Source organism: Aeromonas sp. SER (genome assembly GCF_038739615.1).
GTDB classification, from domain to species: Bacteria; Pseudomonadota; Gammaproteobacteria; order Enterobacterales; family Aeromonadaceae; genus Aeromonas; species Aeromonas jandaei.
The window spans coordinates 162284-187398 of the sequence record NZ_JBCGFC010000005.1 but is presented as its reverse complement, the minus strand read 5'-3'; the positions used below and the strand labels follow the sequence as shown (position 1 = coordinate 187398).

Genomic DNA, 25115 nt, shown 5'->3' with positions numbered 1-25115 from the left:
ACTGGTGGGCAGAGTCGTTTCAAGGGGAATAACAATGCGGATCCTGCTGGTTGAAGATGATGTGATGCTGGGTGATGGCATGCAGGATGCCTTGCGCCACAGCGGTTATACGGTGGACTGGCTGCAACAGGGGTTGCCCGCCCTGACGGCACTCAAGAGCGACGAGTTTGCCGCCCTCATTCTGGATCTCAACCTGCCCGATATCGACGGCCTCAGCCTGCTGCGCAAGCTGCGCCGCGAGGGGCACCAGCTGCCGGTGCTGATCCTCACCGCCCGCGATGCCCTCGACGATCGGGTCATCGGGCTGGATGCCGGCTCCGACGACTACATGGTCAAACCCTTCGCCCTGCAGGAGCTCAACGCCCGCCTGCGCGCACTGGTGCGCCGCAGCAAGGGGCAGGTGCAGGCCGTGCTGGAGTACGGTGAGATCCTCATCTACCCCGAGGCTCAGCAGGTCACCTATCGGGGCGAACCGGTCAAGCTCACCCCCCACGAATACAAGCTGCTGCAAGAGCTCATCAGCCAGAGCGGCCGGGTGCTGAGCAAGGAGCAGCTGCAGCAGAGCCTCTACGGCTGGGATGAGGGGGCCGAAAGCAACGCGGTGGAGGTGCATATCCACCACCTGCGCAAGAAGTTCTACAGCGACCTTATCCGCAATATTCGCGGTGTCGGTTACATCATTCCCCAGCTTGAGCAGGCTAGCCGGAGTGCCCCCCGATGAAAAAACCGCGCTCCATCCGCCGCTTTCTGCTCACCGGCATTCTCACGCTGGTGGGGCTCAGCCTCACCATCAGCGCCGTCATCGGCTATCTGGAGGCGAGCCACGAGATGGAGGAGCTGTTCGATGCGCGGCTGGCCCAGTCCGCCCGCATCACCGACCAGCTGCTGGAGCGCTATCTGGCCCAGCAAGGGGATCTGCCGGCCAATGGCACCATCTATCAGGATTGGGAGGTGCAAAACCCCGACGAGTGGACCAAGGATCCCAGCTTCAATCTGAGCGGCGAGGATCGGGAACTCACCCCCTATGGTCACGAGTTCGAGCGCAACCTCTACTTCCAGCTGCTCAACGACAAGGGGGTAATGCTGCTGCGCTCCCCCAGTGCCCCGGATCAGCCACTGGTCGAGCTCACCCGTGGTTTCAGCACAGTGAAAAAGGATCACCATCAGTGGCGCACCTTCACCCTCTACAACGAGGATGGCCGCACCTGGCTGGTGGTGGCCGAGCGGGATGACGAGCGCAGTGAACTGGCCAGCAAGATGGCGGCCCTTACCATGCTGCCCCTGTTGCTGACCCTCCCCTTTCTGCTGGTGCTGCTCTGGTGGCTCATCACCCGCGGTCTGGCGCCCCTGCGCCTGCTGGCGCAAGCTATCAGCGAGCGCCACCCCGCCAACCTGAGCCCACTCAATCTCAAGACAAGCGCCCACGAACTGACTCCGCTCACCAACGAGATCAACCGCCTGATGCATGCGCTGGCCGAAACCATCGAACGGGAGAAACAGTTCACCAACGAGGCAGCCCACGAACTGCGCACCCCGCTGGCGGTACTGCGGATCCACAGTGAAAATGCCCTGAGCGCCGAGGATGAGGAGAGCCGCCAGCAATCGATGCACAAGATGCTGCAGGCCCTCGATCGCAGCGACCGGCTGATCCGCCAGCTGCTGACCCAAGCTCGCATCGACAACCAGCAAGGGGTGGTGCAGGGCGAGCTCAACCTGAGCCAGCTGCTGCAAACCTCGCTGGCAACACTGGCCCCCATTGCCCTGAAAAAGGATCAGCAACTTTCGCTGGAGGGGGATGAGAATCTGATGGTGATGGGTCAGGGTACCCTGCTCGATCTGCTGTTCAGCAACCTCATCGACAATGCGTTGCGCTATACCCAGGCCGGAGGCGAGATCACCGTCGAGGTACGGCAGGAGGGGCACAGGGTCAGGGTCGATATCCGCGATAACGGCCCCGGCATTCCGACCGCTGCGCTGTCACGGCTGTGCGAGCGCTTCTTTCGGGTCAATCCCCAACAGGGAGATGGCGTCGGCCTTGGCATGGCGATTGTCTCGCGCATCGCCCAGCTGCATGGCGCCGAGCTTGATGTCCACAACCGGCCGGAAGGGGGGCTGGAAGTGAGTGTGTTCCTCCCGCTTCCGCCGGCAAGATGAGCGATAAGCAAACAGCCCGCGATGCCGGCTGTTTGCTATCAATGACAATTTGGCTGCACGGTAAAGGTTCGACCGGCATCCACCGGGCCAAGATCCGCCAGCAGGCGACGGCCAAGCAGCACCGGATAGATCATGTCGCTGCGATCCCGCAGAGTGAACCACTCCTCGTACACCTTGTCCCCCAGACAGATGGACATGGTGACGGTCGGCCGCTGCTCGATCCCCCCGGCGCCGCGAATGGTTACGCTCTGCTCCACCGGACGCTCGAATTGCTGTTTGACCCGCTCACCGCTGTCGGCGTCGGTCACATCCAGCATGAAGCGCACCCAGGGTTTGCCATCCCGTTTGAAGTGGACGAGGGAGCGCGCATCAAGAGAGGAGGTGAGCGCACCGGTATCGAGCTTCATCTTCACCGCCACACCGATCGGCATGATGAGCCCCTTCTCGACCCAGCCATAGCTGGTCGGTGTTGCCGCCAGTGCGCTGCCACAGAGCCCCCACAGGATGGCGGCACTCAACAATCTTTTGCCCATCACGATCTCTCGCCTTGTCGATATTGCGCCCAGATCTATCACAGCCAACCCGGGGGTCAACCCGATTTGTTATGACCAGCCGCAACCGGCCCGGCAAACCGCAACGGCAGACGACAGTCGGTGGCAGCAACGACGCCGATTGCATAAGGTTGAAAACAGAGAGAAAAGAGGTAAACGGGAGGCAAGATAAGGTGCTGGATGAAGCTTGTGGCCAACCTCAGGTTGTGACGCCAAAGGCTACCACAACAATGAGCGAATTATCAGTCTTGTTCTGAAGGGATTTTTGCCTACACTGTTGTAAACCGGAGGGCCTGAAAACCACCGGTTTTTTTGCGCCTGCCGAAAATTTGCCACTGCAAAAGTGACTTTCAACAAGGCTCAATAAGGAATTTGTAATGCGTATCGAAGAAGACTTGAAGCTCGGTTTCAAGGATGTCCTGTTCCGCCCCAAGCGCTCTACTCTCAAGAGCCGTTCCCAAGTAAGCCTGACCCGTCAGTTCACCTTCAAGCACACTCAGACCCAATGGCAAGGCGTACCCGTTATCGCCGCCAACATGGATACCGTCGGCAGCTTTGCCATGGCGCGCACGCTGGCCGGTTTCGAGATGATGACCGCGGTACACAAGCACTACAGCCTTGAGCAGTGGCAAGCTTTCGTCAACGAGACCGACCCGGCGCTGCTGGGCCATGTGATGGTCTCCACCGGCACCTCGGCTGAAGATTTCGCCAAGACCCGCCAGATCCTCGCCATGTCCGAAGCGCTGCGCTTCATCTGTGTCGACGTGGCCAATGGCTACTCCGAGCACTTCGTCGAGTTCGTGCGCAAGATTCGTGAAGCCTGCCCCAACCACGTCATTCTGGCGGGCAACGTGGTGACCGGCGAGATGGTCGAAGAGCTGATCCTCTCCGGCGCCGACATCGTCAAGGTCGGCATCGGCCCGGGCTCGGTCTGTACCACTCGCGTCAAGACCGGCGTCGGCTACCCGCAGCTCTCCGCCATCATCGAGTGTGCCGATGCGGCCCACGGCCTCGGCGGCCAGATCGTCGGTGACGGCGGATGCACCTGCCCGGGCGACGTCGCCAAAGCGTTCGGCGGCGGCGCCGACTTCGTGATGCTGGGCGGCATGCTGGCAGCCCACGAAGAGTGTGGTGGCGAGATCGTCGATGTAGACGGCGAACCCTTCATGAAGTTCTACGGCATGAGCTCCTCCAGCGCCATGGACAAGCACGCCGGTGGCGTCGCCGAGTACCGAGCCTCCGAGGGTAAAACCGTGCTGCTGCCCTATCGCGGCCCGGTCGAGAACGCCGTGCGCGACATTCTGGGCGGCGTGCGCTCCACCTGTACCTACGTCGGAGCCAGCCAGCTGAAAGAGCTGACAAAACGGACTACCTTCATCCGGGTACGTGAGCAGGAGAACAACGTCTACGGCAAGGAGTAACCTGCCGCAGCGACCGTCACGCGCTGACGGTTAGAAGCCAGTCAACCGGTGTGCTACCCTGCGCACCGGTTTTTTTGCATCTGGGATCCCGAGCCATGACAACTCCCCTGCCCCCGTTTGACTGGGACATCTTCTGCTGCGTCGTCGACAACTTCGGCGACATCGGTGTCACCTGGCGACTTGCCCGCCAGCTAAAGCGGGAGGGGAATATAGCGGCACATGGCGATGCGGTTCAGGTGCGGCTCTGGGTGGACGATCTGGCAAGTTTCGCCCGCATCTGTCCCGGGCTCGACTCGGAGCAGGATGGTCAGTGGGTCAATGGCATCTATATCCAGCACTGGCATGAGACCCTGCCGACCGACATGACTCCAGCCAGGGTAGTGATCGAAGCCTTTGCCTGCGAACTGCCCGCCCCCTTCATTGAACGAATGGCCGAACTGATGGCGAGCCAACCCAAGCCCCCCTGCTGGATCAATCTGGAGTACCTCTCGGCGGAGAGCTGGGTCGAGGATTGCCACGGCCTCGCCTCGCCCCAGCGGGTTGCCAATAAAAGCCTCAACAAATACTTCTTCTTCCCGGGCTTTACCGCTAAAACCGGCGGTCTCCTGTGCGAGCACGACCTCATCACCGAACGGGAGCAGTGGCAGCAAGATGATGCGGGACTGGCAGCCTACTGGGCCAGCCTCGGTTTGCCGCCCAGACAAGAGAACGAGCTGCGGGTCAGCCTCTTTACCTACGAGAGCGATGCGCTGCAAAGCCTGGTCGAGAGCTGGTGCCAGAGCACCACGCCCGTCACCCTGCTGTTGCCGCTGGGACGCTCGCTACAGGATGTGCTGCGCGGTGCAAGCCTTGAAGATGCCATCACCACCGCCAAGGCAGGGGATCTGCTCCACTCGGGCAACCTCACCATCAAGCTGCTGCCGATGACAGATCAGGCCGGTTATGATCGACTGCTGTGGAGCTGCGATCTCAATCTGGTACGCGGGGAGGACTCCTTCGTGCGGGCCCAGTGGGCAGCTCGTCCTTTCCTCTGGCATATCTACCAACAGGAGGAGGAGGCCCATCTGGTCAAGCTGGAGCAGTTCCTCGACCACTATCTTGCTGATCTGCCTGCCGATTGCGCCCAATGGCTGCGCCGCTTCAATCTGGCTCTCAACCGTGGTGAAGATTGCCGCGAGCTCTGGGCCCAATGGCCACAATACAGCGCGATTTGGCAGCAACATGGGCGACTCTGGTCACAGAAGCTGCTCCGGGATGGGGATCTCGTCACGAGGTTGGTGAAATTTCTGGAAAGCCGTATATAATCTGGCAGTTTTTATCCGTCCGTTTCACGAACAGGAATTTTTTACATGAAAACCGCTCAGGAAATCCGCGCTGGTAACGTAGTCATGATCGGCACCGAGCCGATGGTGGTCCAGAAGGCTGAATTCAACAAATCCGGCCGTAACTCCGCCGTGGTCAAAATGAAGCTGAAAGGCCTGCTGAACGGCAGCGCCACCGAGACTGTCTTCAAGGCCGACGACAAGCTGGACGTTGTTCAGCTGGAGCGTAAAGAGTGCACCTACTCCTACTTCTCCGACCCCCTGTATGTCTTTATGGACACCGAGTACAACCAGTACGACGTAGAGAAAGACAACCTGGGTGACGTGCTGAACTACCTGGTAGACGGCATGGAAGATCTGTGTGAAGTGACTTTCTACAACGAGAAAGCCATCTCCGTAGAACTGCCGACCACCATCGTGCGTGAAGTTGAGTACACCGAACCGGCTGCCCGTGGCGACACCTCCGGTAAAGTGACCAAGCCTGCCCGTCTGAAAGGCACTACCTACGAGCTGGCAGTTGCCGCTTTCGTAGAGATCGGTGACAAGATCGAAATCGATACCCGCACCGGTGAATTCAAGCGTCGCGTCAACTAATTGACCACGTTGAATTGATTGCAAAAAAGCGAGCCTCCGGCTCGCTTTTTTATTGCCTGTTCGCGGCCACAACTCCGCCTCCCCCTTCAGAAAATCCCACCGCCGCCGCTAACCCAGATAACCGGGGGAGCACACTATGGCCAGATTATCCTTATCACTGCTGTTATTGACCATGCTGGCTGGCCATGTCGCGCAGGCGAGCGACGTTGCACCGCCCATCGCGGAGCCACTCCCCCTCGATCACTGGCAAGCAAGCGACTGGAAAGGGCAACCCGAAGCTACCCAGATCGACAAGCAGACGGTGCTGTTTGCCAAGCACGATAGCGACAACTATGTGGGGCTCGCCATCCTGCTGCCCGACTGGCAGCGCAGCGGCCAGCTCTGGCAACTGACCCGCGCCCTCAGCCAGCTGGGCTTTGATACCCTGCTGCTGCTCCCCTCTCCCCAGCAAACCGAGCTCGACCCCGCCGCCGAGAAAAAAGCCAAGGAGAGTGACGCCTTTCGCAAACAACTGGCCGAGCGGATCAGCAAGCTGGCCGATGCCAAGCTGCAGGAGGGGGGCTTCAAGCTGATCCTGGCGCAAGGCACCGGCGCCGCCTGGACAGCCAACCTTATCGCCAGCGAACAGCTGCCCGCCCCCGATGCGCTGGTGCTGCTCGATGGCTTCTTCCCCGACCAGCAGAGCAACCAGATCCTCGCAAAAGAGATAGCGCAGGGCACCATACCTACACTGGATCTCTATCAGGAGGATGGCGGCCGCTGGCCGCTGCTGGCGGCCGAGGCGCGCCAGACCGAGAGCCGGCGCAGCCACAAGCTCAACTATCGCCCCTACGCCCTGATGGAACTGGGCGAAACCCCCACCCGCATTCAGGGGTGGCTCAACCATCTGGGCTGGCTCTGACCCGCGCCACAAAGCGCGCGCAACATCACATCAGCCGGAGAAAGCCCACCCGCCATGGCGCGGCACACTGGCTCTGATGGCGCCCTTTTTGGCATCATGACGGTTCAAACCCGAATATGGCAGGAAGGTACATGCAGCAGATTGTGTTTCTCGACAGCGATACCCTGGATGCGGGCATCACCCTGCATCATCCCGACTTTCCCCACCACTGGCAGAGTTATCCCAGCACAGCCCCGGAACAGGTGGTCGAACGGCTGAAAAATGCCAGCATCGCCATCATCAACAAGGTGCGCATCGGCGCCACCGAACTGGCCCAGCTACCGGAACTCAAACTCATTGCACTCGCCGCTACCGGCAGCGATAACGTGGATCTGGAGGCGTGCCGCGCGGCCAACGTCGGGGTGTGCAATATCCGCAACTACTCGGGCCCCTCGGTGCCGGAACACGCCATGGCGCTGATGCTGGCCCTGTCGCGCAACCTCTTCTGCTGGCGCCAGTCGTTGCTGGAGGGGCGCTGGCAACAGAGCGGTCAGTTCTGCTTCTTCGACCACAACATCATGGATCTGCACGGCAAGCAGCTTGGCATCATCGGCAAGGGAACCCTGGGTCAGGCGCTCGGCGAGCGGGCCAAAGGAATGGGGATGACGGTACGTTACGCCCAGAGCCAGATCGGTGGCAGCCACGACGAAGATCGCCTGCCGCTCGACGAGCTGCTGCAGAGCTCGGATGTGATCAGCCTGCACTGCCCGCTCACCCCCTACACCCGCAACCTGATTGGCGAGCGGGAGCTGAGCTTGATGAAACCGGGCGCCCTGCTGATCAACGTCGGCCGTGGCGGTCTGGTGGATGAAGAGGCACTGCTGCGGGCGCTGGCCAACGGCCGCCTCGGCGGTGCCGGTTTCGATGTGGCGAGCGTCGAACCCCCGCCCCCCGACCATCCCCTGATGAAGGCGCTGCAATACCCCCACTTCATCCTCACCCCGCATGTAGCGTGGGCCAGCGAGGAGTCGATGCAGCGGCTGGCCGACCAGCTGATCGACAACATCAACGCCTTTGCCGCCGGTCGCCGCCAGCACCGGCTGGTCTGATCAAACATGCAAAACGGGGCCCACTGGCCCCGTTGTTTTATCCCCACCACTCACGACAGATGGCGATCAATCGTCGTCATGCCATCTGTGTTTTTTGTGCTTCTTGTGCTTTTTGTGGTGCTTGTGATGATGGTCATCATCATCGTAATAGCGATCCTGACTCTGGTGGCCATCGCCGGTCTTGGCACCGATGGCCGAGCCACTTGCTCCGCCAACCCCTGCGCCGATCAGCTGGCCAGTATCACCACCGACACTCTTGCCGATAGCAGCACCACCCAGCGCCCCCACCGCGCCGCCAAGGGCCGCTTCATTCTTGTTGCCCTTGTTGGCCGTCGCCGCACCACCAGCTGCGCCGCCAATGGCCGCACCAACCAGCGCACCGGTATCGCCCCCCAGCTCCTTGCCGATCATGGTGCCCGCTACCCCGCCTGCGCCGCCACCGAGAATGGTATTGAGGGTCTCGGAGGCGTGCACGGTCGTACTGCCAGCGAGCAAGGCGCCCAACAGGGCCAGTGCGCGAAGCGCGCGCGAATTCATCTCCATGGGTACTCCTGTCAAACCTGATTAATTCCACCGGCACTATACAAAGCAGCGGGGCCAGCGCCAGATGGGGGCAATCGCCCCCCATGCTGCTCAAGTCGCGCCAAATCAGGAATGTGGGCGGAGCCATCGATGCAACGAATTGAATCAGAAGGGGAAACCGGTGAAATATCAGAAGTGGAGGCGAGCAGCCAAAGGCAGTTGCCACCGCTTTCTCCCGTCAGGGTCAAGCGGCCATCGGACAGCTCCTGTCACCAGCCCTGCAGCCGGTTAGCGAGAGGAGGATGCGGCGTACTGCGCCATGATGACCTGACGCAGCAGCGCGCGCGCCTCATCAATACGGGTTGAACGGGAGAGCCCCTTCGCCCACATCAGGGCCAGGGTGCGGCTCAGCACCGGTTCGTGCAGCGCCACGACCTTGAGCTGGGGATCGCACTGGTTCGCGGCATAGAGCCCGGGCAGGATGGCAACCGCCAGCCCGGAGCGCACGAGGCCGTAGAGTGTCTCGACATAATCTGTGGTGTATCTGGGTTTGAGCCCGGGCAACTGGCTCTGGGCCAGCCCGTTGACCTGCCGGCTGACGTTGCCTCTGGCAAAGAGGGCGATGTCGCGGCGGGTCAGCGCCTGCCAGCTGATGATCTCTTCCGCTGCCAGCGGATCCTGCCGGTTGATCACCGCCACCAGCGCATCGTCCAGCAGCGGCGTCACCTCCAGCGAATCGGGCAATTCGCCATCCAGCACGCCAATCCCTGCATCCAGAGACCCCTCGGCCAGCGCCTGCAACAGACCGTCGTTGGTGTGATCCTGAAACTCGACCCGCAAGCCCGGGAACTGCTGCTGCAGACGGGCGGCCGCCAGCGGAAACATCAGGGTGCAGGCAGACGGGATCAGACCGATGCGCAGGGTGCCATCGCCCCCTTCTGCCATCACCTGCTGCATATCGGCAAAAGCGGCGTGGGCCACATTGAGCAGCCCCTTGGCATGGGGCAGGATCGCCTCCCCCTGTTCGGTCAGGGTGACCGCCTGTGCGGTGCGGTGAAACAGTTTGCCGCCAAGCACAGATTCAATCTGGCGCAGGGCACTGCTCAGGGCGGGTTGGCTGATGGCCATCTGATTGGCCGTTTCGGTGAAGTGACGCAGCTGGGCCAGCGTGACAAAATACTGGATCTGCTTGAGAGAGAGCGCAGGCAGACGGCGCCAGGGTTCGGACATGAAATCGACAACCAAAGAAAAACGTTTGCAGCAGCATAACCCTTTCTTATCAAGTTATAAATTCTTTGCGCTATGCACGGGCCAATCCCCTCCCTAAAGTGGGCCCATTATTCCCCTTGTCAGGCCATCTCCTTCATGTGTGAACAAGATGCATCCCTCAACTTGCGCCGCCGCGCCGTGCAGGCTGCCCTCGGCGAAGCCCCCTTCGATCTGCTGCTGACCAACGCCAACCTGATCGACATGGTGACCGGCGAGATCCGCCCCGTCGACGTGGGGCTGGTCGGCCCGCTGATCGCCAGCGTCCATCCGGTCGGCTCCTTCCAGCAGGCACGCGAGACCCACGATCTGGCCGGCGCCTATCTCTCGCCCGGTCTGATCGACAGCCATGTCCATGTGGAGAGCTCCCACCTGACGCCGGAGCGCTACGCCGATGTGGTGGTCGCGCAGGGCACCACCACCATCTTCTGGGATCCCCACGAACTGGCCAATGTGCTCGGGCTGGCGGGGGTGCGCTATGCCATCGACGCCAGCCGCAATCTGCCGCTGCGGGTCATCTGCGCCGCCCCCTCCAGCGTTCCCTCGACGCCGGGTCTCGAGATGTCGGGCGCCGACTTCCACGGCCCTGAGATGGCCACCATGCTGGAGTGGCCAGAGGTGGCGGGGATCGCCGAGGTGATGGACATGCAGGGTGTGCTGGGCGGCAGCGAGCGGATGACCGGCATTCTGCACGCCGGTTTGCAGCGCAATGCCCTGATTGAGGGACACGCCCGGGGCCTCACTGGTCACCGGCTGCAAGCCTATCTGGCTGCCGGGGTTAGCTCGGATCACGAACTCACTTCGGCTGCCGATGCGCTGGAAAAATTGCGCGCCGGGCTCACCCTGCAGCTGCGCGGCTCCCACCCCTATCTGCTGCCGGAGATCGTCGCAGCGCTGAAACAGCTGCCCCACCTCTCCTCCCAAATCACCCTCTGTACCGATGATGTGCCGCCCGACATGCTGCTGGAGAAGGGTGGCATGATTGCGCTGGTCAAACTGCTGGCAGAGCTGGGACTGGCGGTGCCCGACGTGCTGCGGATGGCCACCCTCAATGCCGCCATCCGTCTGCAGCGCAACGATCTGGGGCTGGTTGCTGCCGGCCGCTGCGCCGACCTGGTGGTGTTCGACAACCTCACCGATCTCAACCCGGTCTGGGTCTACAGCGGTGGCCAGCGGGTTGCCCGCCATGGCGCCATTCTCAGCCCCTCCGAGCCTGTCGCTGGTTGTCAGGCGCCGCGCGATACCATGCAGATCCCCCTGCGCACCCTGGAGGAGTTCATCATCCGGGTGCCCGGGCTGGCTGCGGGGCGGGCCCGCTTCAAAACCATCAAGGGGGCTCGCTTCACCCAGTGGAGTGAAACCGAGGTTGAGGTTCGGGATGGTCAGGTCATCGTGCCAGCGGGATTTAGCCTCATCTCGGTGCAACACCGCCATGGTCGCCATCAGGCGGGCACCCGGCTGGCGCTGCTGGAGGGGTGGGGCGAACTGCAGGGAGCCATCGCCACCAGCTACTCCCACGACTCCCACAATCTGGTGGTGCTGGGGCGCGACCCGCAAGAGATGATGATGGCCGCCAACACCCTGATCACCAGCGGAGGCGGCATGGCGGTCGTCCAGCAGGGTAAGGTGCTGGCCCACGTTGCCATGCCCATCGCGGGTATGCTCTCCGACCTGCCGGCCAGCGAGCTGGCTGCCAGCTTCCACGCCCTGCGCGAAGTGAGCGGCAAGGTGGTGGAGTGGGAGCCCCCCTATCGGGTTTTCAAGGCCATCGAGGGGACCTGTCTTGCCTGCAATGCGGGGCCCCATCTGACCGATCTCGGCCTCACCGATGGCCTGACCCGCGAGATTGTCGACCCCTTCATCTGCTGCTGGCCCCACGATGCCAGCCAAGCCGATTAACCTCGAGGAGAACAGCGTGAACCCTGTCGCCATTATTCTGGACACCGACCCCGGCATCGACGATGCCGTTGCCATCGCCGCCGCCCTGTTTCACCCCGGGATCGATCTGGCGCTCATCACCACGGTCGCCGGCAATGTCGATGTCAACAAGACCACCCGCAACGCCCTGCGCCTGCTGCACTTTTTCGGCAAAGAGGTGCCGGTGGCACAGGGGGCCAGCCAACCCCTCGTGCGCCCCCTCGACAATGCCAGCCATATCCACGGCCACTCCGGCCTCGATGGTTACGAGTTTGCCGAGCCCGGGCAACAGCCGCTGCCGATGCATGCCGTCGAAGCCATGAAGGCCACTCTGCTCGCCAGCGAACAACCCATGACGCTGGTGCCCATCGGGCCGCTGACCAATATCGCCCTGCTGCTCACCCTGCACCCCGAGTGCCAGGAGAAGATCGCGCGGATCGTGCTGATGGGCGGCTCGGCCGGTCGGGGCAACCACACCCCCAATGCCGAGTTCAATATCTACGTGGACCCGGAGGCGGCCCACATCGTCTTCAGCTGCGGCCTGCCCATCGTGATGTGCGGGCTCGATGTCACCAGCCGGGCCACCCTGACCGGCGAGATGATTGCGGCGCTACCCGCCCTCAACCGCACCGGCGCCATGCTCCACGCCCTGTTCGGCCACTATCGCGGCGGCAGCATGCAGACCGGGCTCAAGATGCACGATCTCTGCGCCATCGCCTATCTGGTGCGCCCCGACCTCTTTATCACCCGGGCCTGCCATGTGGCCATCGAGACCCGGGGTGAACACACCCTCGGCACCACCTCGGTGGATATCAACAACCGGCTCAAGCAACTGCCCAACGCCGAGGTATGCCTCGATATCGACGTGCCCGGATTCAGGGCCTGGTGCATGGAGACCCTTGCCCGCGCCATCTGATCCCGAACCGCCAGCCCGCTGGCCCATTCACATCAAGAAGAGAGTGTTGGAAACATGCTGGAAATAATTGTCAGCACCCTGATCCTGGTCATCTGCGGCTATCTCATTGCCAAAAACTACGATGCCAAGATAGTGCTGTTTGGCGCCGGACTGCTGCTGATGTTTGCCGCCGTTGGACTGGGCCACCCCCTGCTGCCTGCAGCGCAGAGCAGCGGCCTCAGCTGGCTTGATCCCTTCGTCCAGATCAAGCAGATCTTCATCAGCCAGATGGGCAATGTCGGCCTCACCATCATGGTGTTGTTCGGCTTCTCCAGCTACATGAGCCACATCGGCGCCAACGATGTCACCGTCATGCTGCTGACCCGCCCCTTGAGCCGCATCCGCTCCCCCTATCTGCTGGTGCCGGTGATTTTCCTGCTGGGCAACCTGCTCTCGCTGGTGGTGCCAAGCGCAGCCAGTCTGGCGGTGTTGCTGATGGCCACCCTCTATCCGGTACTGAAGGCGTCGAACATGTCCTCCCTTACCGCGGGGGCCGTCATTGCAACCACCGCCACCATCATGCCCAGCCCGCTGGGGGCCGATAACGTGCTGGCCGCCCAGAAGCTGGGGATCCCGCTGGTGGAGTACATCGTCTCCTACCACGCTCCCATCTCGCTGCCGACGCTGGCGTTGATGGCGGTGGTGCACTACTTCTGGCAAAAGGCGATGGACAAGCGGCAGCAGGCGCGCGGCGGATTGGAAGAAAAAGAGGAGTCGCTCGCCGTGCCCACCAGCTTGCCACCCGCCTACTACGGCCTCTTTCCGGTGCTACCACTGGTGCTGGTACTGCTGTTCGGCATCTGCTTCACCCATATCTCCCTCGGGCTGGTGGAGATCACCTTCGTCTGCCTGCTGCTCACCATAGGGGTGGAGCTGCTGCGCAAAGGCAATATCAAGGAGACCAGCAAGGAGTTCGCCATCTTCTTCACCGGTATGGGGACGGGTCTGGCTCAGGTGGTCTCGCTCATCGTGGCGGCCAGCATGCTGGTGGAGGGACTGAAAGCCATCGGCATCATAGATACCTTGGTCGATAGCGTGAAACACATCGACGGCGTCGGCTCCATCCTGATGTTCTTCTTCTCCGGCACGGCGGCGCTGATCGGCTTTATCAGCGGCAGCGGTCTGGCGGTCTTCTACTCCTTTATCAACATCATTCCCGAAATCACCGAGAAGGTTGGGGTCAACAGCGTGGCGGTGGCCCTGCCGATGCAGCTCACCGCCAACCTGATCCGCTCCATGTCGCCGGTCGCCGCGGTGATCATCGTCATCGCCTCGATCACCGGCAGCAACCCCATCGAGATCATCAAGCGCACCTCGGTGCCCATCATCTCGGGCATCATCTGCTGCATGACCCTCTCCTACCTGCTGTTCAGCTAAACCAGCTCCATCTGCAGGCGATCAATCCGGTCGCCTGCAGACGGTTTTTTACCCCCGGTTGAAAGTGAACCCACTGCATGTAAACGCCCGGAAGATAATCGGGTGGTATAGTCTATAGCTTGAACAACAGGGGATGGCTGGCCACAAGGCTGGCGCCCGGTGACTATCAAGCAAAGGAGATGTTATGAGCAGTCCGTTTATCGAGCAGATCAAAGCACGTCGTACCATCTATGCCCTGGGTGACCAAGTCTCCCATACGCCGGAGCAGCTGACGGCCCTGATCCAGGATGCCATCAGGCACAGCCCCTCCTCTTTCAACTCCCAGAGCTCCCGCGCCGTCATCCTGTTTGGCGCCCAGCACCACAAGCTGTGGGATATCGTCAAAGCCGAGCTGAAAAAGATCGTACCGCCGGAGGCCTACGCCCAGAGTGAGGCCAAGGTGGATGGCAGCTTCCGCGCAGGCTTCGGCACAGTGCTGTTCTTTGAAGACACCGACGTCATCAAGGATCTGCAGCAAAAGTTCGCCCTCTATGCCGACAACTTCCCCATCTGGTCGGAACATGCCACCGGCATCGCCCAGTTTGCGGTCTGGACGACGCTGGCGCAGGAGAAGGTCGGCGCCTCCCTGCAGCACTACAATCCGCTGATCGACGAGGCGGTACGCAAGGAGTGGAACTTGCCCGCCAGCTGGCTGCTGCGCGCCCAGATGCCCTTTGGCAGCATCAAGCAACCGGCCGGAGAGAAGACCTTTATCGACGACGCCACCCGTTTCCGCGTTTTCAAATAACGGTCAGATAGCAAAACGCCCCCGCAGATCGGGGGCGTTTTTATTGCGACATAGAGTGCGGATGGCGCTGGTTCATAGCGCATATGCGGCCACCATCCATTATCTCCACAGCTCAGGCGGGCAGCGTCACCAGCAGGGAGTCGTCTTCCCCCAACTCCACCTTCACCTCGCGCCAGTCGCGGATCACCGCCACCACCGCCGGATTGAGCGGCGCATCGCCCCCCACCTGTACCACGGCGCAGCCTGCCTTCAGGGCGCTCTCGATACCGGCCGGGGCATCCTCGAACACCAGACAACGAGCGGGCGAGACACCAAGCCGTTCAGCCCCCAGCAGATAGGGCTCGGGATCGGGTTTGCCATTGACCACAGCTTCGGCCCCCACCAGCAGGTTGGGCAGCGGCAGACCGGCACAATGCAGGCGGTGACGGGCAACCCGCTCACTGGCGGAGGTCACGATGGCCCAGCGCAGTGGTGGCAAGTGGCGCAGCAACTCGCCACATCCGGCGATGGCATCGCCGCCGGTATGCAGCATCTCCAGCTCGTCGAGCCGCGCCGCCTCCCGCTCCACATCCAGTTGCAGGGCCAGCGCCCGGATCACCTCCCGCGAGCGCATGCCGTGGCACATCGCCAGCACCGGCTCGGGAGCGAGCTGATGGTCACGACACCAGATCCGCCATACCTGCTCCACATCGTCGGTCGAGCAGACCAGGGTGCCATCCATATCGAGCAGCAGGGCGGCGACCACCACGGTTTTTGTGTCGCCTGTACAAACGCCCGGTTCACGATTCATGCCGGTAATCATGCCGATACTCCCGTAAGCTCTGGCTCAGCCCCCTGCAGCGCATCGGCAAAAGCCTGCTGCTGGGCGGCACGTTCATAACAGGCGAGCGCCTGTTCGGCGCTGCCAGCCCACACCTGCAGCGGGCCGACCACAAATCCCTGCTGGAGCAGGCTGGCAAGCAGCTCCCCCGTTTCAGGCGCGGCCAGCGGCTGGGCCAGCACCAGGGTGCCTTTGATCAAAAAGAGATAGCGTTGGGTCGACATGATATGACTCCTTGTTCCAGACCGGAGGGGACTCGGCTCCCCTTTCAGCGCCATTAGAACAGGGCGTTTAGATAATTTATAATGAGCAAATGGCCACTTTCGATAATCAAACGGAATGAAATTCGACCTTAAACAACTGCAGGCGTTCGTGATGCTGGCCGAGACCGCCAACTACCGGGAAGCGGCCAATCGCCTCTTTGTTACCCAGCCCGCCCTCACCAAGCAGATCCAGGGATTGGAGCAGACCCTCGGCAGCACCCTGTTCAATCGCGGTCGCCACGGCGCAGAACTGACCGCCGTCGGCGCCCAGCTGTTGACCCAGGCGAGTGCGCTGGTCGAGCACGGGCGGGAGTTCGAGAGCCATGCGCTGGCGGTGGCGAGCGGAGTCGCCGGTCGGCTCAAGATTGGCTTTGGTCTATCGAGCTTTGCACTGGCCCCCTCGCTGGTCGCCCGCTTCAAGCAGCAGGTGCCCGATGTGATGGTGCATCTGCAGGATATGCCCTCCGCCATCCAGCAGGAACAGCTGCTCTCCGGCCAGCTCCAGCTTGGCTTTATGCGCCGCCCCGAGCTGCCGCAGTTGCGCGAGCACAGGTTGCTGATTGATCGGCTGGTGCTGGCGGTGCCAACCCGGATGACCCAGCCAGATCCGGCTGCGTTTGATCTCCAGCAGGCATTGACCAGCCAGCCGCTGCTGCAGATGGTGGGCCACCGCTGCCCCGGCCTCAGCCAGCAGATCGCCAGCTTTCTCGGCGCCAACCGGCTGACCGGGATGATCCAGGAGGCCGAAGATATCCAGACGCTGGTAGCGCTGGTGGCCGCCGGGATCGGCAACGCCATCCTGCCGCGCAGCGTCAGCTTTATCGCCGGCCCTGACGTCACCCTCTATCCTCTCTCCGGCCCCAATTCCGAGTGGGAGGTCAGTCTGGTATGGAATCCCCTGTTTGCCGATCCCATCCGCGACAGCTTCGTCAAGCTGGTGATCGCCGCGCACCCTACGCCAATCTCGGCCACGCCCGAGCGCTGATGGCTGCGGCTATGGGTTGTTCAATACCCAGCCAAAACAGTGCGCCCCCGGAAGGGGGCGCATTAACAACAAAAGCGGCGGTCAGGCTCAACAGTTGGTGCAATAACTACGGTTCTTACCCGCCCCCTTGGCGCTATAGAGCGCCGCATCGGCCGCAGCCAGCAACTCCCCTTCCCCCTCCAGCGGTTGCTCTGCCGTGTAGGTGGCAATGCCAATGCTGGCACTGAGCTGGATATTGTCCGCTACCACGATGTCGAGATCGTGGATGGCCTGGCGGATCTCCTCGCCAATCCGTTGCGCAGCCTCTCTGTTGGTATTACCGAGGATCAGAGCAAACTCGTCACCGCCAAAGCGGCAGGGCAGATCAGCCGGGCGCTGGCAAAAGGATTGCAACAGATGGCCCACCAGCTGGAGGGAGCCATCCCCCATCTGATGGCCAAGATGGTCATTGCAGGCTTTGAAGTTATCGAGATCGAGCATGATGAGGGAGAGGGGGGTATGCTCGCGCACGCTGCGGCGCCACTCGTTGTGCAGGAAGTTGTTGAAGAACCGCCGGTTGGCCAATCCGGTCAGCGGGTCATGGAGGGAAAGGTTGGCGACCTCGAGCTCCAGCAATTTTCGCTCGGTAATATTGGAATGGGTGATGACATAAAACTCGGCATCTATCCCTTTGACCGGAACAATGCGCATCATGAACCAGCGCTGGGTATCCGGGCTGTGGCAGGGATATTCCAGATAGAAGCTCTCCTGCTGGCGCAGCAAGACCCGTCGCAACCCCTCAATAGCGCTCAGCGCCGAAGGCTCAGCAGAGCCATCGCAAGCGCTTAAATAATTGACGCCACGCCAGTTATACCCCTTGGCCATGCCATTTTGCTCGGCGAATCGATTCCAGGCGAGGTTGGTATAATGGATCACCCCGTTGCCGTCTATTACTGCAAACTGGTCATCCAGTGAATCCAGCAATGCAACCAGATCCTGAGCTCGCTCGGCAAAGCGACGCATCCCCCCCGGCATGTTATCAATCATGGTGGCCATCCTGTGGCAAAAGTGGCGCCTCGCCAGCTATTAACAATTAGGTCAGCAGGTAGAGTAAAGCACCCAATTCTCACTTAGCCAACTGAGACCAAATGTCACCATGTCACACCATCCGGCAAGGTTTCAGGCCAGCTCCCGAACCGGATAAAAAAAGAACAAATCATCAATTTTTTATTCAGAAATAGTATTTAATTCCCGCACCACTGATTTTCACAGGGGATGCCATCTCCCTCTCCATCCATTTTGGTATTGGGGCAATTTTGCAAAAACCAGGTCGCCTCCTCGCAGGAGGTCATCTGGGAGCAATATTGGCGACCATCGCACTGATAGCTGCGGGTTGGCAGCGATGCGTTTGTGTCGTCAGTAGTACCGATACGACTCTCATCACTGCTGACAGGGATGACCGGCGCGGGCGTCACCGACTCGGCCGAGAAGCGGGAATAGCTGAAAAGGCACAGTGCCACCAACAGCAGGGGAACAAACGTGCTGCGCCAGCGGCTACGGCGCTGATAGGCAGGGCGCGGACGACGATACGTACTGGCAGGAGTATACGGGCGGCCAGCGTTGGAACGTTGGCTCGAAGAGGGCTCTGCTCGTGAAGAGCTATGACCTGCCGCCAGCGACAGCGGGCGGTCAGGAAAAAACACCTGTTCGGCGCGGGGTTTGCCATCTTTACCGCTCCCCATCAGATAGGAGACCCGCTCTCCCGCCATCGGGCTCAAACCATCTGTTTGCAGTGCCGTGATGTGCACGAACAGCTCAGCACCTTTCTGCGTGCCCTCTTGCTCGGGCACGATAAAACCAAAACCGCGCTCCTCGTTCCAATGCACGATCCGTCCCTGATAACGCATGTCCTCATCCTTGTGGCCACAGGCAATCTGTTCATGTTGCCCAAAACAGCTGCGGCCCAACAGTGGGCCGCAGACATAAATATCAAAACAGTGAGCAAGCGCAGCCTGCTGCCAAAGGGTTAGTCGAGCTGGGACACCTTGATGACCTCGGCAATGCGGCTCAGCATCCGCAGCGAGGTGTGGTGCTCGGTGGCATCCGCCGCCGCGCAGGCATCCTCCAGAATGGTGATGGCGTAATCGCGATCGTGACCATCTCGCGCCGCCGACTGAATGGCCCAGCTGGTGCTTACGCCGCACAGATAGAGGTGGTCGATGTGGTTGGCCCGCAAGGCGGGTTCCAGCGCAGTACCATAGAATGGGCTCACTCTGGGTTTGGCCAGCACCAGATCACCGGGCAGCACATCGAGGTCTGCATGAAAATCGGTGCCGCTGTCGCAAAGTGAGAGGGCGCCAAGCTGATGGGTCCGGCCAAACATGGGGGAACCCTTGGGTTGCAGTTGATAACGGCTGTCGAAACCGACCTTGATCAGCACCACCAGCCAATCGTGGGCGCGGGCATAAGCCATCGCCTTATTGGCATGCGCGATGGCGTTCTGCTCCATCACATGGTTGGCCGTGGTCGCAATGCGACCGTCAGGATGGGCGATGTCGTTGATAAAATCGATCACCAGTAGTGCCTTGTTCATCCCTTCTCTCCCAAATCGTGGTTGATAGCCGACCCGTTATACTCGCTTTTTCGCGCCTGCACAGCCCATCCAGCCAACCTTGCAGACATGAACAGCGCAGGCAAACCCGCCAGAGCGGCAATTGGCCTTCTGCATCCTCCCCGCTTACACCAGTCCAAGCGCGTAGCGCAGGGCCATCTCCTTCAGGGGGCCCGCCTTGTCCGCCAGGTTGAGGGCCAGATTGCGAGCCAGCTTGAGGGGGCCAATCTCGTTGCTGAACACCCCGTAGAAGAGATCCATCCCCGACTGCATCAGCTGGTTGTCGGGGCGGCGACGGCGCTCGTAGCGCTCGGCCAGCACAGCTTGATGCCAGTCGGCGCCGGCCCCTTGCAGCAAGTCGACCCAGCAGGCCACATCCTTGAAGCCGAGGTTGACCCCCTGCCCCGCCAGCGGGTTGATGGTGTGGGCGGCATCGCCGAGCAGCACCACCCGACCGGCGTGGTAGTCGTTGGCGTGACGGCGCACCAGCGGGAAGCTCCCCTTGCCGGTGACGGTAAAGCCGCCGAGACGGCTTGGAAAGTAGCGGCGCACTTCGGCGGCGAGCGCCTCGTTGCTCATGGCTGCCAGCGCCCGGATCCGGGCCGGACTGTCATACCACACCAGGGAGCCATGCTGGCCGGGCAGCGGCAGGAAGGCGCGCGGGCCGCTCGGGGTAAACTGCTGCCAGGTGATATCTTCCTGCGGGAAATCAGTGTCGATATTGATCAGCATGCAGTGCTGGCGGTACTCGAAGCGCGATACCCCGATGCCAGCCAGCTTGCGGGTGTGGGATTCGGCGCCGTCGCAGGCCAGCACCCAGCGGGCGGCCAGTTCAGTGCCGTCGTCCAGAGTCAGCACCGCTTCATCCGCACTCTGGCGCAGGCTCGTCACCGCCGCCGGGGTGTGGGTCTGGATGTTGGGAAAATCTTCCACCCGCTTGAGCAGGGCGAGCTGCACCAGCCGGTTCTCGATGATGTAACCGAGCTGGGGCAGGCCGAGATCGGCGGCGTTGAAGCGGGTGGCAAAACCGTCCAGCTCCCAGGTCTCCAATCGGCGATAGGGGCAGAGCCGCATCTGCTGCAGATGGTGCCAGGCGCCAGCCTGTTCCAGCAGCGCCACCGAGGCCTGACTGATGGCGGAGACCCGCAGATCCAGCGGCTGCTCCGGCGCGTATTGCTCCGGCAGCTGGGTTTCGATGACCCGCACCGAGAGGCCCTGGGCAGCCAGCAGACAGGCGGTAGCCGCCCCCACCATGCCGGCGCCGACGATGGCGATATCACACTGTTCCATAACTTTATTCCTGCAAAAGGGGCGCCCCGTTCATGGGTGGCCGGGGCCAAACCGAATGGCGCCATGATACCGCAAGGGGGCGGGATAAACAGTGAAGGGGGTGGAGAATTGCTGCGTCAAATCAAGGGGAAAGCCGATTTTCTCCCGCACGTGGCGCCCCCGCTGGCAAAGGGGCCGGACTGGATATTCGCTAGGCAGTCTCACGATTGCGGAGTAAAATGCCCGGTCCTTTGACAATGCCAAATTCAAAACCAGTCAAGAGTAGCAATGAGCAAGAAACTTCACATTAAAACCTGGGGCTGCCAGATGAACGAGTACGACTCGTCCAAGATGGCCGACCTGCTGGATGCCAGCAATGGCTACACGCTTACCGAGGAGCCGGAAGAGGCAGATGTGCTGCTGCTCAACACCTGTTCCATCCGCGAAAAGGCGCAGGAGAAGGTGTTCCACCAGCTGGGCCGCTGGAAAAAGCTCAAGGCAAACAAGCCCGGTCTGGTGATCGGCGTCGGTGGTTGCGTGGCCTCCCAGGAGGGCGATGCCATTCGCCAACGCGCTCCCTATGTCGATATCGTGTTCGGCCCGCAGACCCTGCACCGCCTGCCCACCATGATCAAACAGGTTCAGGAGGGACGTGGCGCCCAGGTGGACGTCAGCTTCCCCGAGATCGAAAAGTTTGACCGCCTGCCCGAGCCGCGTGCCGAAGGGGCAACCGCCTTCGTCTCCATCATGGAAGGGTGCTCCAAATACTGTACTTACTGCGTGGTACCCTATACCCGCGGTGAAGAGGTGAGCCGTCCGCTCGACGACGTGCTCTATGAAATCGCCCAGCTCGCCCAGCAAGGGGTGCGCGAAGTGAACCTGCTCGGCCAGAACGTCAACGCCTACCGTGGCCCGACCCATGACGACGGCATCTGCACCTTCGCCGAGCTGCTGCGTCTGGTGGCCGCCATCGACGGCATCGACCGTATCCGCTACACCACCAGTCACCCCATCGAGTTCACCGACGACATCATCGAGGTCTACAAGGACACGCCGGAAGTGGTCAGCTTCCTGCACCTGCCGGTGCAGAGCGGCTCCGACCGCATCCTGACCATGATGAAACGCCCGCACACCATTCTGGAGTACAAATCCAAGCTCCGTCGTCTGCGCGCCGCCCGTCCCGACATCACCATCAGCTCCGACTTCATCGTTGGCTTCCCGAACGAAACCGATGAGGATTTCGAGGCCACCATGAAGCTGATCGAGGATGTCGGCTTTGACATGAGCTTCAGCTTCATCTTCAGTCCGCGCCCCGGTACGCCGGCCGCCGACATGCCCGACGATGTCGACATGGAAGTGAAGAAAGCCCGTCTGGCCCGCCTGCAGCACGTCATCAACAATCAGGCGATGCAGATTGGCCGCTCCATGCTGGGCACCACCCAGCGCATTCTGGTGGAAGGGCCCTCCAAGCTCGACCCGATGCAGCTGTGTGGTCGCACCGAGAACAACCGGGTGGTCAACTTCGAAGGGGCCCATACCCTGATTGGCGGCTTTGCCGACGTGGAGATCACCGAAGTGCTGCCCAACTCCCTGCGCGGCAAATTCATCCGCGGCGAGAGCGAGATGAACCTGCGTATCGCCACCGCCCCGAGCGACATTCTGGCCCGTCGTCCCGACAACGTGCCGGACGAGCTGGGCGTGGCCGCCTTCACTCCCCATTAATCTCCCCCTCCCCATCCGCCCGGCGGATGGGGAGCGCCCTGATACGAGGATATTGTGAGCCGACACCTCTCGACCCTGAACCTGCATCTCGAACCCGCCGACAACCAGCGTCTTGCCAGTCTCTGCGGCCCCTTCGATGACAACATCAAGCAGCTGGAGCGCCGCCTCGGCATCGAGATCAGCTACCGTGACAACCACTTCCAGCTGCTGGGCAAGCAGGCCCAGGTGGATGCCGCCGCCGTCATCATCAAGCACCTCTATGTGGAGACCCAGCCCCTCAAGGGTGGCAAGGTAACCGACATCACCCCCGACATGGTTCATCTGGCCATTCTGGAGTCGCGGGTGCTGGAGCAGGATGACGAACCGGCCCCCTCCATCCCCTATGGCAAGGAGGTGACGGTCAAGACCAAGCGCGGTCTCATCAAGCCACGTAGCCCCAATCAGGCCCAGTACATCGCCAATATCGTGCGCCACGATATCTGCTTCGGCATAGGCCCGGCCGGTACCGGCAAGACCTATCTGGCGGTGGCAGCGGCGGTGGATGCGCTGGAGCGTCAGGAGATCCGCCGCATTCTGCTGACCCGTCCGGCGGTGGAAGCGGGCGAGAAGCTCGGCTTCCTGCCCGGCGATCTCTCCCAGAAGGTAGACCCCTACCTGCGCCCGCTCTACGACGCCTTGTTCGAGATGCTGGGTTTTGAGCGGGTCGAGAAACTGATGGAGCGCAACATCATCGAGGTGGCGCCGCTTGCCTACATGCGTGGCCGTACCCTCAACGATGCCTTCATCATTCTCGATGAGGCCCAGAACACCACCACCGAACAGATGAAGATGTTCCTGACCCGGATCGGCTTCAACTCCAAAGCAGTGGTGACCGGCGACATCACCCAGATCGACCTGCCGCGCAATGCCAAGTCCGGCCTGCGCCACGCGCTGGAAGTGCTGCAGGGCGTTGATGGTCTGTCGTTCAACTTCTTCCAGTCCACCGACGTGGTACGCCATCCGGTGGTGGCCCGCATAGTGCAGGCCTATGAGGCGTTCGACGCCAAACAGGCAGCCGAGAAGGTTGCCGGCCAAACAAACTCCAGCAAAGAGAGCGAGCAATGAGCGTAACCCTGGATCTGCAACTGGCCAGTGCCAGCACCGACGGCCTGCCAAGCGAGGCCCAGCTGCAGGGCTGGCTCGACGGCACCATTCTCGGCTTCCAGCCGGAGGCTGAAGTGACGGTGCGCATCGTCGACGAGGCGGAGAGCAACGAACTCAACCTCACCTATCGCGGCAAGGACAAGCCCACCAACGTGCTCTCCTTCCCGTTCGAGGCGCCACCCGGTCTGGAGCTGCCGCTGCTGGGCGATCTGGTGATCTGCCGTCAGGTGGTGGAGCGCGAGGCACAGGAGCAGGGCAAACCCCTCATGGCCCACTGGGCCCACATGGTTGTGCACGGCAGTCTGCATCTGCTAGGTTATGACCATATCGAGGATGAGGAAGCCGAAGAGATGGAAGCGCTTGAGCGCGACATCATGCAGGAGCTGGGCTTTGCCGACCCTTATCAGAGCGACGAAGAGTAATGTGCAGCATGGCGGTTCATCGGCTTGAAACAGATGGCTGCCATCCTCATATAGCTGAAGTGAAATCCCCGTATATTCAATGAGTAACCAAGAGAAAAAATGACCGACGATCACCCTAGTACCGGCTCGCCGAAGAAAACCTGGCTCGACAAGCTCAGCCAACTCTTCCAGGGCGAGCCAAAAGACCGCAATGATTTGGTGGAAGTGATAGCCGATGCCGAAGAGCGTGACCTTATCGATCAGGACACCAAGGACATGATCGAAGGGGTGCTGGAGATCGCCGATCTCCGGGTACGCGACATCATGATCCCCCGCTCCCAGATGGTCACCATCGAGAAGTCCCAGCCGATCGACGAGATCCTGCCGGTGATCATCGAGTCGGGTCACTCCCGCTTCCCGGTGATCAACGAGGACAAGGACCATGTCGAGGGCATTCTGCTCGCCAAGGATCTGCTCCCCTTCGGTTTCGGTGGTCACCATGCCAGCGAACCGCTGCAACTGGAGAAGATCCTGCGTCCCACGGTGATCGTCCCCGAGAGCAAGCGCGTTGATCGCCTGCTCAAGGAGTTTCGCGAAGAGCGCTACCACATGGCCATCGTGGTCGATGAGTTCGGTGGCGTCTCCGGTCTGGTGACTATTGAAGACATTCTGGAACTTATCGTTGGCGAGATCGACGACGAGTTTGACGACATCGAGGACGAGCCGGACGAGATCCGCCGCCTCAGCAAACGGGTCTTCTCCATCAGCGCACTGACCGAGATCGAGGATTTCAACGACTTCTTCGGCACCAAGTTCAGCGATGAAGAGGTGGATACGGTCGGTGGTCTGGTGATGCACGCCTTCAGCCACCTGCCCAAGAAGGGCGAGGAGATCGAGCTGGACGGCTACCTGTTCAAGGTGATGCATGCCGACAAGCGCCGCCTGCAGCAGTTGCAGGTGAAGATCCCCGAGAACCACGCAGTGGCGCAATCTGAACCCCAGTAAGCCGCCCGAGCGCATTGAACAACGCCCCGACCCCGGGGCGTTGTGCTATCCGGACGGCAGGA

At 61.4% G+C, this 25115-nt stretch carries 25 protein-coding genes; 16 read left to right on the top strand and 9 right to left on the bottom strand.

Features of this window, described 5'->3' with window-relative positions; genetic code table 11:
• The first annotated feature begins 34 nt into the window (after window positions 1-34).
• The gene (locus AAHA41_RS09910) at window positions 35-721 is read left to right on the top strand and encodes a response regulator (RefSeq protein ID WP_203130151.1); all 687 of its coding nucleotides are present in this window, start codon (window positions 35-37) and stop codon (window positions 719-721) included.
• Window positions 718-2154 carry an ATP-binding protein gene (locus tag AAHA41_RS09905; protein ID WP_323070937.1) on the top strand — a complete coding sequence of 479 codons (1437 nt, stop codon included), beginning with the start codon at window positions 718-720 and terminating at the stop codon, window positions 2152-2154. Before AAHA41_RS09910 ends, AAHA41_RS09905 begins: the two co-directional genes overlap by 4 nt.
• Before the next feature lie 38 nt (window positions 2155-2192).
• Here AAHA41_RS09905 and AAHA41_RS09900 read toward each other — a convergent pair whose 3' ends face one another.
• Window positions 2193-2687 carry an ATP-dependent zinc protease gene (locus AAHA41_RS09900; RefSeq protein ID WP_041209987.1) on the bottom strand — a complete coding sequence of 165 codons (495 nt, stop codon included), beginning with the start codon at window positions 2685-2687 and terminating at the stop codon, window positions 2193-2195.
• 395 nt (window positions 2688-3082) lie between these two features.
• On the opposite strand from AAHA41_RS09900, the gene AAHA41_RS09895 reads away from it, so the two are divergent.
• The 5 genes from AAHA41_RS09895 (at window position 3083) to AAHA41_RS09875 (ending at window position 8031) form a co-directional block, all read left to right on the top strand.
• A complete protein-coding gene (locus AAHA41_RS09895; protein ID WP_005348017.1) occupies window positions 3083-4126 on the top strand; it encodes a GMP reductase in 1044 nt (347 codons plus the stop codon).
• Window positions 4127-4221: 95 nt separating this feature from the next.
• The gene (earP, locus tag AAHA41_RS09890) at window positions 4222-5430 is read left to right on the top strand and encodes an elongation factor P maturation arginine rhamnosyltransferase EarP (protein WP_323070936.1); all 1209 of its coding nucleotides are present in this window, start codon (window positions 4222-4224) and stop codon (window positions 5428-5430) included.
• Window positions 5431-5475: 45 nt separating this feature from the next.
• Window positions 5476-6042, top strand: coding sequence for an elongation factor P (gene efp / locus AAHA41_RS09885; protein ID WP_005335100.1), 567 nt, complete (start codon window positions 5476-5478; stop codon window positions 6040-6042).
• A gap of 136 nt (window positions 6043-6178) precedes the next feature.
• A complete protein-coding gene (locus AAHA41_RS09880) occupies window positions 6179-6943 on the top strand; it encodes a DUF3530 family protein (protein WP_040066845.1) in 765 nt (254 codons plus the stop codon).
• Window positions 6944-7074: 131 nt separating this feature from the next.
• Window positions 7075-8031: a D-2-hydroxyacid dehydrogenase gene (locus AAHA41_RS09875; RefSeq protein WP_323070935.1), complete on the top strand. Its 957-nt coding sequence runs from the start codon at window positions 7075-7077 to the stop codon at window positions 8029-8031.
• A 66-nt stretch (window positions 8032-8097) separates the two neighbouring features.
• Here the strand turns inward: AAHA41_RS09875 and AAHA41_RS09870 are convergent, their stop codons facing one another.
• Complete coding sequence (locus AAHA41_RS09870) at window positions 8098-8574, bottom strand: YMGG-like glycine zipper-containing protein (protein WP_071913044.1); 477 nt, start codon at window positions 8572-8574, stop codon at window positions 8098-8100.
• Between the two features lie 267 nt (window positions 8575-8841).
• The gene (locus tag AAHA41_RS09865) at window positions 8842-9783 is read right to left on the bottom strand and encodes a LysR family transcriptional regulator (RefSeq protein ID WP_323070933.1); all 942 of its coding nucleotides are present in this window, start codon (window positions 9781-9783) and stop codon (window positions 8842-8844) included.
• Window positions 9784-9918: 135 nt separating this feature from the next.
• Here AAHA41_RS09865 and AAHA41_RS09860 point away from each other — a divergent pair, with 135 nt between their 5' ends.
• The 4 genes from AAHA41_RS09860 (at window position 9919) to AAHA41_RS09845 (ending at window position 14855) form a co-directional block, all read left to right on the top strand.
• A complete protein-coding gene (locus AAHA41_RS09860; protein WP_323070932.1) occupies window positions 9919-11718 on the top strand; it encodes an adenine deaminase C-terminal domain-containing protein in 1800 nt (599 codons plus the stop codon).
• Between the two features lie 16 nt (window positions 11719-11734).
• Window positions 11735-12652 carry a ribonucleoside hydrolase RihC gene (rihC, locus tag AAHA41_RS09855; RefSeq protein ID WP_323070931.1) on the top strand — a complete coding sequence of 306 codons (918 nt, stop codon included), beginning with the start codon at window positions 11735-11737 and terminating at the stop codon, window positions 12650-12652.
• Between the two features lie 54 nt (window positions 12653-12706).
• Complete coding sequence (dcuC, locus tag AAHA41_RS09850; RefSeq protein ID WP_323070930.1) at window positions 12707-14068, top strand: C4-dicarboxylate transporter DcuC; 1362 nt, start codon at window positions 12707-12709, stop codon at window positions 14066-14068.
• A 184-nt stretch (window positions 14069-14252) separates the two neighbouring features.
• Window positions 14253-14855 (top strand): nitroreductase family protein, encoded by a 603-nt coding sequence (locus tag AAHA41_RS09845; RefSeq protein ID WP_005335120.1) that lies wholly within the window; start codon window positions 14253-14255, stop codon window positions 14853-14855.
• A 112-nt stretch (window positions 14856-14967) separates the two neighbouring features.
• On the opposite strand, the gene AAHA41_RS09840 is transcribed toward AAHA41_RS09845, so the two are convergent.
• Complete coding sequence (locus AAHA41_RS09840; protein ID WP_323070929.1) at window positions 14968-15645, bottom strand: HAD-IA family hydrolase; 678 nt, start codon at window positions 15643-15645, stop codon at window positions 14968-14970.
• Between the two features lie 8 nt (window positions 15646-15653).
• Window positions 15654-15899 (bottom strand): hypothetical protein, encoded by a 246-nt coding sequence (locus tag AAHA41_RS09835; RefSeq protein ID WP_100653106.1) that lies wholly within the window; start codon window positions 15897-15899, stop codon window positions 15654-15656.
• 115 nt (window positions 15900-16014) lie between these two features.
• On the opposite strand from AAHA41_RS09835, the gene AAHA41_RS09830 reads away from it, so the two are divergent.
• Entirely contained in the window at window positions 16015-16923 is a 909-nt protein-coding gene (locus AAHA41_RS09830) for a LysR substrate-binding domain-containing protein (protein WP_323070928.1), read from the top strand.
• An 87-nt stretch (window positions 16924-17010) separates the two neighbouring features.
• On the opposite strand, the gene AAHA41_RS09825 is transcribed toward AAHA41_RS09830, so the two are convergent.
• From AAHA41_RS09825 to AAHA41_RS09810, 4 genes are all read right to left on the bottom strand, one after another.
• On the bottom strand, window positions 17011-17949 hold the full coding sequence (locus AAHA41_RS09825) for a diguanylate cyclase (RefSeq protein WP_323070927.1): 939 nt from the start codon (window positions 17947-17949) through the stop codon (window positions 17011-17013).
• Window positions 17950-18146: 197 nt separating this feature from the next.
• Window positions 18147-18809, bottom strand: a complete 663-nt coding sequence (locus AAHA41_RS09820; RefSeq protein ID WP_323070272.1) for an excalibur calcium-binding domain-containing protein — start codon at window positions 18807-18809, stop codon at window positions 18147-18149.
• Window positions 18810-18928: 119 nt separating this feature from the next.
• A complete protein-coding gene (locus AAHA41_RS09815; protein WP_323070273.1) occupies window positions 18929-19495 on the bottom strand; it encodes an isochorismatase family cysteine hydrolase in 567 nt (188 codons plus the stop codon).
• Between the two features lie 144 nt (window positions 19496-19639).
• Window positions 19640-20803, bottom strand: a complete 1164-nt coding sequence (locus AAHA41_RS09810) for an FAD-dependent oxidoreductase (protein ID WP_323070274.1) — start codon at window positions 20801-20803, stop codon at window positions 19640-19642.
• Between the two features lie 267 nt (window positions 20804-21070).
• Between AAHA41_RS09810 and miaB the strand changes: the two genes are divergently transcribed.
• The 4 genes from miaB to corC all read left to right on the top strand — a co-directional run bounded on the left by miaB (window position 21071) and on the right by corC (window position 25053).
• Window positions 21071-22504, top strand: a complete 1434-nt coding sequence (gene miaB, locus AAHA41_RS09805) for a tRNA (N6-isopentenyl adenosine(37)-C2)-methylthiotransferase MiaB (RefSeq protein ID WP_033112695.1) — start codon at window positions 21071-21073, stop codon at window positions 22502-22504.
• A 54-nt stretch (window positions 22505-22558) separates the two neighbouring features.
• A complete protein-coding gene (locus AAHA41_RS09800) occupies window positions 22559-23608 on the top strand; it encodes a PhoH family protein (RefSeq protein WP_215801776.1) in 1050 nt (349 codons plus the stop codon).
• Window positions 23605-24069 carry an rRNA maturation RNase YbeY gene (gene ybeY, locus AAHA41_RS09795; RefSeq protein ID WP_201929070.1) on the top strand — a complete coding sequence of 155 codons (465 nt, stop codon included), beginning with the start codon at window positions 23605-23607 and terminating at the stop codon, window positions 24067-24069. The genes AAHA41_RS09800 and ybeY overlap by 4 nt, the downstream gene beginning before the upstream one ends.
• 99 nt (window positions 24070-24168) lie before the next feature.
• Complete coding sequence (gene corC, locus AAHA41_RS09790) at window positions 24169-25053, top strand: CNNM family magnesium/cobalt transport protein CorC (protein ID WP_033112698.1); 885 nt, start codon at window positions 24169-24171, stop codon at window positions 25051-25053.
• Window positions 25054-25115 lie beyond the last annotated feature (62 nt).

Coding starts and splice junctions, on each gene's coding strand:
- AAHA41_RS09910 (WP_203130151.1), top strand. CDS start 35: ATGCGGATCCTGCTGGTTGAAGATGATGTGATGCTGGGTGATGGCATG.
- AAHA41_RS09905 (WP_323070937.1), top strand. CDS start 718: ATGAAAAAACCGCGCTCCATCCGCCGCTTTCTGCTCACCGGCATTCTC.
- AAHA41_RS09900 (WP_041209987.1), bottom strand. CDS start 2,687: ATGGGCAAAAGATTGTTGAGTGCCGCCATCCTGTGGGGGCTCTGTGGC.
- AAHA41_RS09895 (WP_005348017.1), top strand. CDS start 3,083: ATGCGTATCGAAGAAGACTTGAAGCTCGGTTTCAAGGATGTCCTGTTC.
- earP (WP_323070936.1), top strand. CDS start 4,222: ATGACAACTCCCCTGCCCCCGTTTGACTGGGACATCTTCTGCTGCGTC.
- efp (WP_005335100.1), top strand. CDS start 5,476: ATGAAAACCGCTCAGGAAATCCGCGCTGGTAACGTAGTCATGATCGGC.
- AAHA41_RS09880 (WP_040066845.1), top strand. CDS start 6,179: ATGGCCAGATTATCCTTATCACTGCTGTTATTGACCATGCTGGCTGGC.
- AAHA41_RS09875 (WP_323070935.1), top strand. CDS start 7,075: ATGCAGCAGATTGTGTTTCTCGACAGCGATACCCTGGATGCGGGCATC.
- AAHA41_RS09870 (WP_071913044.1), bottom strand. CDS start 8,574: ATGGAGATGAATTCGCGCGCGCTTCGCGCACTGGCCCTGTTGGGCGCC.
- AAHA41_RS09865 (WP_323070933.1), bottom strand. CDS start 9,783: ATGTCCGAACCCTGGCGCCGTCTGCCTGCGCTCTCTCTCAAGCAGATC.
- AAHA41_RS09860 (WP_323070932.1), top strand. CDS start 9,919: ATGTGTGAACAAGATGCATCCCTCAACTTGCGCCGCCGCGCCGTGCAG.
- dcuC (WP_323070930.1), top strand. CDS start 12,707: ATGCTGGAAATAATTGTCAGCACCCTGATCCTGGTCATCTGCGGCTAT.
- AAHA41_RS09845 (WP_005335120.1), top strand. CDS start 14,253: ATGAGCAGTCCGTTTATCGAGCAGATCAAAGCACGTCGTACCATCTAT.
- AAHA41_RS09840 (WP_323070929.1), bottom strand. CDS start 15,645: ATGAATCGTGAACCGGGCGTTTGTACAGGCGACACAAAAACCGTGGTG.
- AAHA41_RS09835 (WP_100653106.1), bottom strand. CDS start 15,899: ATGTCGACCCAACGCTATCTCTTTTTGATCAAAGGCACCCTGGTGCTG.
- AAHA41_RS09830 (WP_323070928.1), top strand. CDS start 16,015: ATGAAATTCGACCTTAAACAACTGCAGGCGTTCGTGATGCTGGCCGAG.
- AAHA41_RS09825 (WP_323070927.1), bottom strand. CDS start 17,949: ATGATTGATAACATGCCGGGGGGGATGCGTCGCTTTGCCGAGCGAGCT.
- AAHA41_RS09820 (WP_323070272.1), bottom strand. CDS start 18,809: ATGCGTTATCAGGGACGGATCGTGCATTGGAACGAGGAGCGCGGTTTT.
- AAHA41_RS09815 (WP_323070273.1), bottom strand. CDS start 19,495: ATGAACAAGGCACTACTGGTGATCGATTTTATCAACGACATCGCCCAT.
- AAHA41_RS09810 (WP_323070274.1), bottom strand. CDS start 20,803: ATGGAACAGTGTGATATCGCCATCGTCGGCGCCGGCATGGTGGGGGCG.
- miaB (WP_033112695.1), top strand. CDS start 21,071: ATGAGCAAGAAACTTCACATTAAAACCTGGGGCTGCCAGATGAACGAG.
- ybeY (WP_201929070.1), top strand. CDS start 23,605: ATGAGCGTAACCCTGGATCTGCAACTGGCCAGTGCCAGCACCGACGGC.
- corC (WP_033112698.1), top strand. CDS start 24,169: ATGACCGACGATCACCCTAGTACCGGCTCGCCGAAGAAAACCTGGCTC.